This is a genomic window from Serratia sp. 506_PEND (assembly GCF_001076875.1).
In the GTDB taxonomy this organism is placed as follows: Bacteria; Pseudomonadota; Gammaproteobacteria; order Enterobacterales; family Enterobacteriaceae; genus Serratia; species Serratia marcescens.
On sequence record NZ_JVEL01000457.1, the window covers coordinates 1 to 12712 of the forward strand.

At 61.7% G+C, this 12712-nt stretch carries 9 protein-coding genes; 5 read left to right on the forward strand and 4 right to left on the reverse strand.

All coding sequences use genetic code 11. From position 1 onward, the window contains the following. On the forward strand, window positions 1-2212 hold a 2212-nt coding region (gene ppc, locus ADK28_RS17955; RefSeq protein ID WP_048796303.1), incomplete at its 5' end, for a phosphoenolpyruvate carboxylase. Window positions 2213-2317: 105 nt separating this feature from the next. Here ppc and metF read toward each other — a convergent pair. The 3 genes from metF to metB all read right to left on the reverse strand — a co-directional run bounded on the left by metF (window position 2318) and on the right by metB (window position 7041). Continuing rightward, window positions 2318-3214, reverse strand: a complete 897-nt coding sequence (metF, locus tag ADK28_RS17960) for a methylenetetrahydrofolate reductase (protein ID WP_004931071.1) — start codon at window positions 3212-3214, stop codon at window positions 2318-2320. Between the two features lie 228 nt (window positions 3215-3442). Beyond that, a complete protein-coding gene (locus ADK28_RS17965; protein ID WP_048796304.1) occupies window positions 3443-5878 on the reverse strand; it encodes a bifunctional aspartate kinase/homoserine dehydrogenase II in 2436 nt (811 codons plus the stop codon). 2 nt (window positions 5879-5880) lie between these two features. Beyond that, the gene (gene metB, locus ADK28_RS17970; RefSeq protein WP_048796305.1) at window positions 5881-7041 is read right to left on the reverse strand and encodes a cystathionine gamma-synthase; all 1161 of its coding nucleotides are present in this window, start codon (window positions 7039-7041) and stop codon (window positions 5881-5883) included. Window positions 7042-7345: 304 nt separating this feature from the next. On the opposite strand from metB, the gene metJ reads away from it, so the two are divergent. Further along, on the forward strand, window positions 7346-7663 hold the full coding sequence (gene metJ, locus ADK28_RS17975; RefSeq protein ID WP_004931076.1) for a met regulon transcriptional regulator MetJ: 318 nt from the start codon (window positions 7346-7348) through the stop codon (window positions 7661-7663). Window positions 7664-7740: 77 nt separating this feature from the next. Here the strand turns inward: metJ and rpmE are convergent, their stop codons facing one another. Then, complete coding sequence (gene rpmE / locus ADK28_RS30285; RefSeq protein ID WP_004931078.1) at window positions 7741-7956, reverse strand: 50S ribosomal protein L31; 216 nt, start codon at window positions 7954-7956, stop codon at window positions 7741-7743. Window positions 7957-8156: 200 nt separating this feature from the next. On the opposite strand from rpmE, the gene priA reads away from it, so the two are divergent. From priA to ftsN, 3 genes are all read left to right on the forward strand, one after another. Beyond that, on the forward strand, window positions 8157-10352 hold the full coding sequence (gene priA / locus ADK28_RS17980) for a primosomal protein N' (RefSeq protein WP_004931080.1): 2196 nt from the start codon (window positions 8157-8159) through the stop codon (window positions 10350-10352). A gap of 291 nt (window positions 10353-10643) precedes the next feature. Then, a complete protein-coding gene (gene cytR / locus ADK28_RS17985) occupies window positions 10644-11672 on the forward strand; it encodes a DNA-binding transcriptional regulator CytR (protein WP_004931082.1) in 1029 nt (342 codons plus the stop codon). 65 nt (window positions 11673-11737) lie between these two features. Then, window positions 11738-12673: a cell division protein FtsN gene (ftsN, locus tag ADK28_RS17990; RefSeq protein WP_048796306.1), complete on the forward strand. Its 936-nt coding sequence runs from the start codon at window positions 11738-11740 to the stop codon at window positions 12671-12673. Window positions 12674-12712: the final 39 nt, after the last annotated feature.

A 12712-nucleotide genomic window follows, 5' to 3' on the forward strand; every position in this document is an offset into this window, starting at 1 on the left:
CCGCCGCACCCTGATCCACAAGCTGGTGGAGGTCAACACCTGCCTCAGCCAGCTCGATCACAACGATCTGGCCGACTACGAGCGCAACAAGATCATGCGCCGCCTGCGTCAGCTGGTGGCCCAGTCGTGGCACACCGATGAAATTCGCAAACACCGCCCTTCCCCGATCGACGAAGCCAAATGGGGCTTTGCGGTGGTGGAAAACAGCCTGTGGGAAGGCGTGCCGGCGTTCCTGCGCGAATTCAACGAACAGCTGGAAAACTCCATCGATTACAGCCTGCCGGTGGAAGCGGTGCCAGTGCGCTTTACCTCCTGGATGGGCGGCGATCGCGACGGCAACCCGAACGTGACCGCCGAAATTACCCGCCATGTGCTGCTGCTCAGCCGCTGGAAAGCCTGCGACCTGTTCACCCGCGATATCCAGGTGCTGGTCTCTGAGCTGTCGATGACCGAATGCACCCCGGAGCTGCGCGCCCGCGCCGGCGGCGATGAGGTGCAGGAGCCGTACCGCGAAATCATGAAGCAGCTGCGCAGCCAGCTGATGAGTTCCCAGGCTTATCTTGAAGGCCGCCTGAAGGGCGAGCGCGTGCTGAAACCGCACGACCTGCTGGTGAACAACGAGCAGCTGTGGGAGCCGCTGTATGCCTGCTACCAGTCGCTGCAGGCCTGCGGCATGGGCATCATCGCCAACGGTCAACTGCTGGATACCCTGCGCCGCGTGCGCTGCTTCGGCGTGCCGCTGGTGCGCATCGACGTGCGTCAGGAGAGCACCCGCCATACCGAAGCCATCGCCGAGCTGACCCGCTACCTGGGGCTGGGCGACTATGAAAGCTGGTCGGAAGCCGATAAACAGGCGTTCCTGATCCGCGAGCTGAACTCCAAACGCCCGCTGGTGCCGCTGAAATGGCAACCGAGCGCCGACACGCAGGAAGTGCTGGAAACCTGCCGGGTGATCGCCGAAGCGCCGCAGGGTTCGATCGCCGCCTATGTGATTTCGATGGCGCGCACGCCTTCCGACGTGCTGGCGGTGCACCTGCTGCTGAAAGAGGCCGGCTGCCCGTTCGCGCTGCCGGTCGCCCCGCTGTTCGAAACCCTCGACGACCTGAACAACGCCGACGACGTGATGACCCAGTTGCTGAACATCGACTGGTATCGCGGCTTCATCCAGGGCAAACAGATGGTGATGATCGGCTATTCCGACTCGGCGAAAGACGCCGGCGTGATGGCCGCTTCCTGGGCGCAGTACCGCGCGCAGGACGCGCTGATCAAAACCTGTGAAAAGGCCGGCGTGGCGCTGACGCTGTTCCACGGCCGCGGCGGTTCCATCGGCCGCGGCGGCGCTCCGGCGCATGCGGCGCTGCTGTCGCAGCCGCCGGGCAGCCTGAAGGGCGGCCTGCGCGTCACCGAACAGGGCGAGATGATCCGCTTCAAGTTCGGCCTGCCGGAAGTCACCATCAGCAGCCTGGCGCTGTATGCCGGTGCGATCCTCGAGGCCAACCTGCTGCCGCCGCCGGAACCGAAGAAAGAATGGCGGGCGCTGATGGACGACCTGTCCGAGACCTCCTGCCGGATGTATCGCGGCTACGTGCGTGAAAACCCGGACTTCGTGCCTTACTTCCGCGCGGCCACGCCGGAGCTGGAGCTGGGCAAACTGCCGCTGGGCTCACGCCCGGCCAAGCGCAAGCCGAACGGCGGCGTGGAGAGCCTGCGCGCCATTCCGTGGATTTTCGCCTGGACGCAGAACCGCCTGATGCTGCCGGCCTGGCTCGGCGCCGGCGCCGGATTGCAGGAAGCGGTGAAAGCCGGCAAACAGGCGGAGCTGGAGGCGATGTGCCGCGACTGGCCATTCTTCTCCACCCGTATCGCCATGCTGGAAATGGTGTTCGCCAAGGCCGACCTGTGGCTGGCGGAATACTACGATCAGCGCCTGGTGGATAAATCGCTGTGGCCGCTGGGCCAACAGCTGCGCGATCAGCTGGAAAGCGACATCAAGGTGGTGCTGACCATCGCCAACGATGCGCACCTGATGGAAGACCTGCCGTGGATCGCCGAATCCATCGCGCTGCGCAACGTTTATACCGACCCGTTGAACGTCTTGCAGGCCGAATTGCTGCACCGTTCGCGCCAGCAGGAGCAGCCGGACGCCCGCGTCGAGCAGGCGTTGATGGTCACCATCGCCGGCGTCGCCGCCGGGATGCGCAACACTGGCTAGTGAGCCTCATCGCGGCCCCGTTTATCGGGGCCGTTTTTTTATGCCTTTCCCCACAAAAAAAGGGCGCCGCGGTAAAGCGGCGCCCTTTTCAATGGAGCAAGCCTGTCAGGCGGCGGCCACCGGGCGCACGCCCAGCGTGTGGCAGATCGCGTAGCTCATCTCTGCACGGTTCAGCGTATAGAAGTGGAAATCTTTCACCCCTTCGCGGCTGAGGATCTTCACCATGTCCATGGCGATATTGGCGCCGACCATTTTGCGGGTCTCCGCATCGTCGTCCAGCCCTTCAAACATGCTGGTCATCCAGCTTGGCACCCGCACGTTGGTCATGGTGGCGAAGCGCTGCAGCTGCTTGAAGTTGGACACCGGCAGAATGCCCGGCACGATTTCCACGTCGATGCCGGCGGCAACGCAGCGGTCGCGGAAGCGCAGGTAGCTCTCAACGTCGAAGAAGAACTGGGTGATGGCGCGACTGGCCCCGGCGTCGATCTTGCGTTTCAGGTTAATCAAATCGGCCTGGGCGCTCTTCGCCTCCGGGTGCACTTCCGGATAGGCGGCGACGGAAATGTCGAAGTCGCCCACGTCTTTCAACAGCGCCACCAGATCGGTCGCGTACATGTCCGGCTTGCCGCCGCCCGGCGGCAGATCGCCGCGCAGCGCCACGATATGGCGGATGCCGCTGTTCCAGTAGTCGGTCGCGATGTCGCGCAACTGCGCCGGGCTGGCGTCGATGCAGGTCAGGTGCGGCGCAGCCTCCAGGCCGGTGCGCTCCTTGATCCCCTTGATGATGCTGTGGGTGCGATCGCGCTCGCCGGAGTTGGCGCCGTAGGTGACGGAAACGAATTTAGGTTTGAGGATGCTCAGACGATCGATCGACTGCCACAGGGTCTCTTCCATCTCGCTGGTGCGTGGCGGGAAGAACTCGAATGATACGTTAATCTGGCCGTTCAACTCCGCCAGACTCTGATTCAGCGCTTCCCGCTGGTTTGCGTGGAAAAAACTCATACCCTGCTCACCTCTTCTCGATCACTGTTTTTATTTCATCTTGATGAGCGTCTATACGTTTAGACGTCTAGATAGAAAATGCCGCATGTTGGCTAAAGAGTCAACAGGAAAATGAGGGGAATAAGATGATTAATCCTCACCCGCTCAAAGAGGAAATTTCATGACAGCGGCAGGGATAAGTATGGCAGGAAAAGCAAAGGGGCGCGGTGAACCCGCGCCCGCAGAGGATTAAAGCAGCTGCGCCAATCGGTTAAGGTCTGACTGGATCGCGCCGGCGGTCACATCGCGGCCGGCGCCCGGCCCGCGGATCACCAGCGGATTATCGCGATACCAGCGGCTCTCGATGGCGAACACGTTGTCGCACGGCAGCAGCGAGGCCAGAGGATGCTCAGGGCGCACCGCCTCCACGCCGACCCGCGCCTTGCCGTTGGCGTCGAAACGCGCCACGTGACGCAGCACCAGGCCCATTTCGCTGGCGGCCTCAAAGCGCTGTTGCATCTGCTGATTCAGCGCCTCGCCGTTCTCGAAGAACTGATCGACGGAGCCCAGTTCGCAGCCCGCCGGCACCAGTGACTCGACCCGCACCTGGTTCGGTTCGATGTCATAGCCCGCCTCACGCGCCAGGATCACCAGCTTGCGCATCACGTCCTGGCCGGAGAGATCGACCCGCGGATCCGGTTCGGTGAGCCCCTGCTGCCAAGCCTGATCCACCAGCTCGGTAAACGGCACCGTGCCGTCATACTGCAAGAACAGCCAGGAGAGCGTGCCGGAGAAGATGCCGCTGATCGCCAGAATGCTGTCGCCGCTGTCGCGCAGATCGCGCACCGTGTGGTTGACCGGCAGGCCGGCGCCGACGGTGGCGTTGTACAGCCAGTGGCGGCCGGTTTTGGCGAAGGCGTCGCGAATTTGGCGATAGCTGTCGCTGCACGAGGCCCCCGCCAACTTGTTGGCGCTGATCACGTGGAAACCGTGGCTGGCGAAATCCAGATACTGCCCGGCCAGCTCTTCGCTGGCGGTCACGTCAAGCACCACCAGATCGTCGAACGGGTGCGCGCGCATCCACAGGAACAGCGATTCTTCGTCCAGTTCCTGCGCCTCATCCTCAAAGAACGCCAGCGCGCGGCTGGCATCCAGCCCGTCGTAGTTCAGCAGGCTGCGGCGGCTGTCCACCACCCCCGCCAGGATGAATTCGAAGCCGCTGCGCGCGGAAATATGGGTCTGCTCGCGGGCGAACAGCTCCAGCCAGCGGGAGCCGATGTTACCCTTGCCGAACAACACCAGGCCGATGCGCTTCTCGGCGCGGAACAGGCTTTGGTGCAGCCCCTGGATCAGCAGCGCGGTCGGCCCCTGGCGCAATACCGCCACCAGGCTGATGCCATCTTCCGCCTGCCAGATAAACTCGACCGGCTGATCTTTCAGCTGCTGATAGAAACGGTGGCTGTGCAGCGGATTCTTGCATACCCCGGCGCCGACCATCGCCACCAGCGCCAACCCTTCGCGCAGGCGCAGCTCGCCTGGCAGCGCCGCGGCCTGCAGCGTCGCCAGCGCGCTGTTGACCACCTCGGAGGTGTAGCACAGCTGCACCCGATTGCGGTCAGGGTGGATGCCCACCGCCAGCGGTTTGATCTGCGCGCGCTTGAGCACCAGATCCAACTCTTTCTGCGCCAGTTTGAAGTCATGCTGAGCGGCGACGTGCAGTTCAATCAGGCACACGTCATCGTGGCTGGTGACAATCTTGGCGCCGGTGCCGGACGCCAATACGCGCTCGATGCGCGTCGAGCCCTGCTCCGGCTGATAGCTGCAGCGCAGCTGAAGATCGATATCGCTGCCGGAGACCGGCTGCAGAGTACGGGTGTGCAACACCGGCGCCGCCAGACGCGCCAGCTCGCTGGCTTCGTCCAGACGCAGCAGCGGCAGCAGGCAGGCGTCTTTCACCTTGCGCGGATCGGCGCTGTATACCCCGGCCACGTCGCTCCAGATGGTGACGCGAGCAGCGCCGGCCAACGCGCCGACCTGAGTGGCGGAGTAGTCGCTGCCGTTACGCCCCAACAGCACGGTTTCCCCGGCGTCATTGCGCGAAATGAACCCGGTCACCACCAGGCGTTTGCCCGGATGTTGGGCCAACAATTGCTGCAGCAATGGGTAAGAACGGCCTTCATCCACCTGCGGCTGCGCGGCGCGCTCGGCGCGCAGGAAATCACGCGCGTCCAGCCAGGCCGCCTGCATATCCAGGTGGTTGAGCACCGCCGCCATCAGGCGCGCCGACCAGATCTCGCCGTGCCCGACCACTTCGGCATAGCACACGTCGTCGACGTTGCCGTCCAGCAGCGCCGCCAGACGTTCCAGATCCTGAATGAACTCGGCGATCAGCGGCTCGGCGCTTTCCGGCGGCAACAGGCCGCTGATAAGATCGCTGTGATAGCGACGCAACGTCTGCTGCACCTGGTGCGCAGACAGGCGATCGCTCTGGCTGAGCTTCAGCCAGTTGATCAACTGGTTGGTGGTACTGCCGGCGGCCGATACCACCATCATGTCGCCCGGCTGGCTGTATTCCGCCATAATCCCGGCCACACGCAGATAACACTTCACATCCGCCAGACTGCTGCCGCCAAACTTGTGCAGTTGACGCCCGCTCACCGGCCCTGCTACAGCAATTGCATTCATGCTTACCTCGTTGCCGCCGCCTGGAAAGCGCGTTCCAGATCGGCAATCAAATCTTCACTGTCTTCAATACCCACGGAAATGCGCAGCAGGCTCTCGGAGATGCCGGCCGCTGCCCGCGCCTCCGCCGCCATGCCGGCGTGAGTCATGGTCGCTGCATGCGAGATCAGGCTTTCTACGCCGCCCAACGATTCTGCCAGAGTAAACAGCTCAAGGGCAGAGAGAAAATGGCGCAGCACCGCTTCATCGCCGTCCAGTTCAAAACTCAGCATCGCGCCGAAACCGCGCTGCTGACGGCGGGCGATCTCATGCCCCGGATTCTCCGGCAGGGAGGGATGATACAGCTTTTTCACCAGCGGTTGCTGCTGTAAATAGTCAACAATCGCTTCAGCATTTTGTTGCGCCGCCTTGATGCGCGGCGACAGCGTGCGCATGCCGCGCAGCAACAGATAACTGTCGAACGCGCCGCCGGTCACGCCAATGTTGTTCGCCCACCAGGCCAGCTCGACCGCCAGCTCGGGATCTTTGGCAATCACCGCCCCGGCCACCACGTCCGAATGCCCGTTCAGGTATTTGGTGCAAGAATGGACCACCAGATCGGCACCGAGTTCGATCGGCTGTTGCAGGGCCGGGCTGAGGAAGGTGTTGTCCACCACCGTCAACGCGCCCGCCGCATGCGCGGCAGCGCAGATCGCCGCGATGTCTACCACTCGCAGCAGCGGATTGCTGGGGCTTTCTATCAGCACCAGCTTCGGCTTTTGCGCCAGCGCCTGCTGCAGGGCTTCTTCATTACCCTGATCGACGAACAGCACGCGATAGGCGCCGCGCTTGCTCAGGCTGTCGAACAGCCGATAGCTGCCGCCGTAACAGTCGTGCGGCGCCACCAGCAGATCGCCGGGCTTCAACAACACGGTGGTCACCAGATGGATCGCCGACATCCCGCTGCCGGTCATCACCGCGCCGGCGCCGCCTTCCAGCTCCGCCAACGCGCGCTGCACTACGTCGCGCGTCGGGTTGCCGCGTCGCGAGTAGTCATGGGCTCGGGGTTGGTTGAAGTCGGTAAAGTTATAGGTGCTGGAAAGATGAATCGGCGGGACAACGCAGCCGTACTGTTCGTCGTCGTTCAGGCCGCTGCGTACGGCAATCGTGGCTGGTTTACGCGTCATGGGCTCGCTCGGCTCTCGGTTCGGTGGATGAGGCCTAAAGAGTAATCGCAGGATTGATAGACGTCAATACATCTGGACATCTAAACTTCTTTGCGTATAGATTGAGCAATGACACAATACCCGCTAAAATTATGCCGATATGACATGACGATAAGATGTTAAGCGGCAATGCCTGGCCGAAGCGGGGCATTCAGTGACCCTGGTCGCGTAAAATTGACATTTATTTAGTGAGAACAGTGAAGATCGGGCATAATTGGCCGGTTTTTAGAATTTTGTAATTTTTCTGACAAAGTTAAGGTGTCCCATGGCTGAGTGGAACGGCGAGTATGTCAGCCCTTACGCTGAACACGGTAAAAAAAGCGAGCAAGTCAAAAAGATCACGGTATCCATTCCGCTGAAGGTCCTGAAAATCCTCACCGACGAACGGACCCGTCGCCAGGTGAACAACCTGCGCCACGCCACCAACAGCGAACTGCTGTGCGAAGCGTTTCTGCATGCCTTTACCGGCCAGCCGCTGCCGAACGATGAAGACCTGCGCAAAGAGCGCAGCGATGAAATCCCGGAAGCCGCAAAAGCGTTGATGCGCGAACTGGGTGTCGATCCCGATACCTGGGAATATTGAGAACCGCCCGGCGAACGCCGGCGGCAGAAAAGAAAAAAGGCGCCCAGGGCGCCTTTTTCATCGGTCGATAAGAAATCTTATTTCTTAGCGCCTGGTACGCTGAAACGCTTGTTGAAGCGGTCAACGCGGCCACCGGTAGCAACGTCACGCTGCTTGCCAGTGTAGAACGGGTGGCATGCGCCACAAACGTCCAGGTTCAGATCGTGGCCCACGGTGGAGCGGATCTTCATCACGTTACCGCAAGAGCAGTTAGCAGTAACTTCTTCGTATTTTGGGTGGATACCTTGTTTCATGGGAAACCTCAGTTAAGGCCGTGTCGCTATCCAGCCCTGTTTCGCCAGACACCACACGTGGTTGATAATAGAATTTTGGTATCGAATTATACCAAAGGCGGCAAATTATACAGCATTAGTCGGGGCGCGCAATCGGAACCGTACATTTGCCGATGCGCCGTGTAAACTGATGCCCACTTTTTTTCAATTTGGATGAGATCATGCCCGTCGTACACGTTGCTTTGCCGGTCCCCCTCGCCCGCACCTTCGACTATCTGCTGCCGCCCGGCATGCAGCCGGTGGCCGGCGCGCGCGTGGGCGTGCCCTGGGGCAGGCAGCATGCAATCGGCATCGTCACCGGCTGCAGCGACACCAGCGAACTGCCGCTGGACAAGCTCAAGCCGATCGACAGCGTGATCGACACCGAGTCGCTGTTCTCTCCCAGCCTGTGGCGCATCCTGCGCTGGGCCAGCGATTACTATCACTATCCCATCGGTGAAGTGCTGTTCCATGCGCTGCCGATCCTGCTGCGCCAAGGCAAACCGGCCGAGGCCGCGCCGCTGTGGCAGTGGTTCGCCACCGAAGAGGGGCGCGCCACCCCGCCCGAAAGCCTGAAACGCGCGCCGAAACAGCAGCAGGCGCTGGCGGCGCTGCTGCAACGCCCGGTCTATCGCCATCAGGTCAGCCAGCTTGAGCTGACGGAAAGTGCTCTGCAGGCGCTGCGCGCCAAAGGGCTGATTGACCTGCGCGCTCAGGTAGCGGCCACGCAGGACTGGCGCCCCAACTTCGCGGTGCTGGGCGAGCGGCTGCGGCTGAATACCGAACAGGCCACCGCCGTCGGGGCAATCAGAAGCGAGGATGAGCAGTTTGCCGCCTGGCTGCTGGCCGGGGTCACCGGCTCCGGCAAGACCGAGGTGTATCTCAGCGTGCTGGAGAACGTGTTGGCCAAAGGCCGGCAGGCGCTGGTGCTGGTGCCGGAAATCGGCCTGACGCCGCAAACCATCGCCCGCTTTCGCGAGCGCTTCAACGCGCCGGTGGACGTGCTGCACTCCGGGCTGAACGACAGCGAACGGCTGGCGGTTTGGCTGCGCGCGCGCAGCGGCGAAGCCGCCATCGTCATCGGCACCCGCTCGGCGCTGTTCACGCCGTTCCGGCAGCTGGGCGTAATCATCATCGACGAAGAGCACGATAGTTCTTATAAACAGCAGGAAGGCTGGCGCTACCATGCCCGCGATCTGGCGGTGTTCCGCGCCCGGGAAGAAGACATCCCGATGGTGATGGGCTCCGCCACGCCGGCACTGGAAACGCTGCACAACGTGCAACTGGGCAAATATCGCCAGTTGAAGCTCACCCAGCGCGCGGGCAACGCCAAACCGGCAGCGCAGCACCTGATCGATCTGAAAGGGCTGCCGCTGAAGGTCGGCCTGTCGCAACCGCTTTTGAAAAGCATGCAGCACCATTTAAAAGCCGGCAACCAGGTGATGCTGTTCCTCAACCGCCGCGGTTACGCCCCGGCGCTGCTGTGCCACGAGTGCGGTTGGATCGCCGAGTGCCAGCGCTGCGATCACTACTACACCTTCCACCAGCATCAGCGCCAGCTGCGCTGCCACCACTGCGACAGCCAGCGACCGGTGCCGCACCAGTGCCCGCAGTGCGGATCCACCCACCTGGTATCGGTCGGCGTCGGCACCGAACAGCTGGAACAGGAGCTGGCGCCGCTGTTCCCCGACACGCCGATCACCCGCATCGATCGCGACACCACCAGCCGCAAAGGGGCGCTGGAGCAACACCTGGCGGATATTCATCGCGGCGAAGCGCGCATTCTGATCGGCACGCAGATGCTCGCCAAAGGCCACCATTTTCCCGACGTCACGCTGGTGGCGTTGCTGGACGTGGACGGCGCGTTGTTCTCCGCCGACTTCCGCTCCGCCGAGCGTTTCGCTCAGCTGTATACCCAGGTCTCCGGCCGGGCGGGCCGAGCGGGCAAACAGGGTGAAGTGTTGCTGCAAACCCACCATCCGGAGCACCCGCTGCTGCAGGTGCTGCTGCAACAGGGTTACGACGCCTTCGCCAAACAGACGCTGGCGGAGCGCAACAGCGTGTTTCTGCCGCCCTACACCAGCCACATCATCGTGCGCGCCGAAGATCACGATAACCAACAGGCCCCGCTGTTCCTGCAGCAGTTGCGCAACCTGCTGGAAGCCAGTCCGCTTAAGGACGATTCGCTGTGGGTGATGGGCCCGGTGCCGGCGCTGCAATCAAAACGCGGCGGCCGTTTCCGCTGGCAGCTGCTGCTGCAGCACCCGACGCGGCGCGTCCTGCAACAGCTGATGAAAAGCTCGCTGCCGCTGATCGGCACCCTGCCGCAAACGCGCAAGGTGAAATGGACGCTGGATGTCGATCCGATCGACAGCTGATCCCGGAAAAGTCCGATTTAGCTGCCGCAGTGCAAACGTTTACCCTTGAAATTGCGAGCGAACGCTAAAAAACCTTCTCAGGTCACATTTTTTATGCAAATTAGGTAACAAAGGCGGGGCGTATTCTGTTTAGAATGTCTGCGAGGGCAAATTTTGTCGCCACATCGCAGCGCGACGGAGTGCCCGAACGCGAGTGGCGCTCAATGACAACAATCCCGCCACCGCATGCCGAACATTGTGAGCAAACAGCAGTAGTGGCGTCGGCATGGGGCTGACGCAAGGAGAAAGGCGTTGGAACACAAGAAAGAGTTATCCATGGCGACCATGAAAGACGTCGCCGAAATGGCGGGCGTTTCAACGGCTACCGTATCGCGTGCGCTGATGAACCCGGAAAAGGTGTCAACGCCAACGCGCCAGAAAGTGGAACAGGCCGTGCTGGCCGTGGGTTATTCTCCTCATGCTCTGTCACGCAATATCAAACGCAACGAATCCCGCACCATCCTGGTGATCGTGCCCGACATCTGCGATCCGTTTTTCGCCGATGTGATCCAGGGGATCGAACAGACCGCCGCCCAACAAGGCTATCTGGTGCTGATCGGCGACTGCGCGCAACAAAACCAGCAAGAACGCACCTTCGTCAATCTGATCATCACCAAACAGATCGACGGCATGCTGCTGCTGGGCTCTAACCTGCCGTTCGACGCCAGCAAGGAAGAGCAGCGCAACCTGCCGCCGATGGTGATGGCCAACGAGTTTGCCCCCGAGCTGGAACTGCCGACGGTGCACATCGATAACCTGACCGCCGCCTTTGAAGCCGTGCATTATTTGCACCAATTGGGCCACCGGCAGATCGCCTGCGTCGCCGGGCCGGAACAGATGCCGCTGAGCCATTATCGGCTGCAGGGTTACGTTCAAGCGCTACGTCGTAATGGCATTACCGTCGAAAGCAGCTATATTACCCGGGGTGATTTTACCTACGAAGCCGGCGCGCAAGCGCTGACGGCGCTGATGGCTCAGCCGAAACCGCCGACGGCGGTGTTCTGCCACAGCGACGTTATGGCGATCGGCGTGCTGTCCCAGGCGAAGAAAATGGGGCTGCGGGTACCGCAGGATCTGTCGATCGTCGGCTTTGACGACCTCAAGCTGGCGCAGTATTGCGATCCGCCGCTGACCACGGTGGCGCAGCCGCGTTTCCAGATAGGCCAACAGGCGATGTTATTGCTGTTGGAGCAGTTGAACGGCCAGACGGTGGCCAGCGGCTCCCGGCTATTGGACAGTGAATTGATTATCAGAGGCAGCACCGCTGCCCCGAAACGCTAGTCAAATATTTTAGGGTTCAGTAACATGACGGACTTATCCTCTCATCAGGACACAGCGGAATAATAGTGGCACAAAAAGACTATGTAAGCCGTGGGCGCGCAGCAGGAGCTAAGCGTAAAACCCCCAGCCGTAAAAAACGCAGTTCTCCGAAGGTTTCCAAAACCGTGCTGGCGTTAGCCGCCGCGTTGCTGGTTATCTTTGTCGGTGGCCTCTATTTCATTACCCACAACAAGCCGGAAGACGCGCCGTTGTTGCCTGCGCACACCACGCACCCCGGCAACGGCCTGCCGCCGAAGCCGGAAGAGCGCTGGCGCTACATCAAAGAGCTGGAAAACCGGCAGATCGGCGTGCAAACACCGACCGAACCGACGGCCGGCGGCGAGCTCAATTCCAAAACTCAGCTGACCGCCGAACAGCGGCAGTTGCTGGAGCAGATGCAGGCCGACATGCAGCAGCGCCCGACGCAGCTGAACGAAGTGCCGTATAACGATCCGGGCCAGGTCAACGCGCGCAGTAACCGCCAGCAGCAGCAGATGCAACAACAGCAAATGCAGCAGCAGCCGGTACAGCAACAGCAGCAGGTTACCCAGGCACCGCGCAACCCATTCAACAACGGGGCCGCCACCGCGCCGGTGCAGCAGCACCAGCAGCCGAAGCCGGTCACCCCACCGCCGGTGCAGGCGAAACAGCCTGAGCCGAAGCCGCAACCGAAGCCGGAGCCGAAACCGGAAGTGAAACAGGAAACGGCCAAGCAGGACACCAAGCCGGAATCGAAACAGAAGTGGATGGTGCAATGCGGTTCGTTCCGCGCCACCGATCAGGCTGAATCCGTGCGTGCACGCCTGGCGTTCGAAGGCATCGAGAGCCGCATCACCGCCGGCGGCGGCTGGAATCGCGTCGTGCTCGGCCCCTACAGCAGCCGCGCCGCAGCGGATAAAACCCTTTCACGCCTGAAGGGCGTCGGCATGTCGAGTTGCATTCCCCTCTCCGTTGGGGGTTGAAAAGCGTCAATCCCCCCCCATCTATACTCTCAATATGCC

What these genes read in the sequence shown, in the direction of transcription:
- metF (WP_004931071.1), bottom strand. Translation starts at nt 3,214, where the DNA reads ATGAGTTTTTTCCACGCAAACCAGCGGGAAGCGCTGAATCAGAGTCTG.
- ADK28_RS17965 (WP_048796304.1), bottom strand. Translation starts at nt 5,878, where the DNA reads ATGAATGCAATTGCTGTAGCAGGGCCGGTGAGCGGGCGTCAACTGCAC.
- metB (WP_048796305.1), bottom strand. Translation starts at nt 7,041, where the DNA reads ATGACGCGTAAACCAGCCACGATTGCCGTACGCAGCGGCCTGAACGAC.
- metJ (WP_004931076.1), top strand. Translation starts at nt 7,346, where the DNA reads ATGGCTGAGTGGAACGGCGAGTATGTCAGCCCTTACGCTGAACACGGT.
- rpmE (WP_004931078.1), bottom strand. Translation starts at nt 7,956, where the DNA reads ATGAAACAAGGTATCCACCCAAAATACGAAGAAGTTACTGCTAACTGC.
- priA (WP_004931080.1), top strand. Translation starts at nt 8,157, where the DNA reads ATGCCCGTCGTACACGTTGCTTTGCCGGTCCCCCTCGCCCGCACCTTC.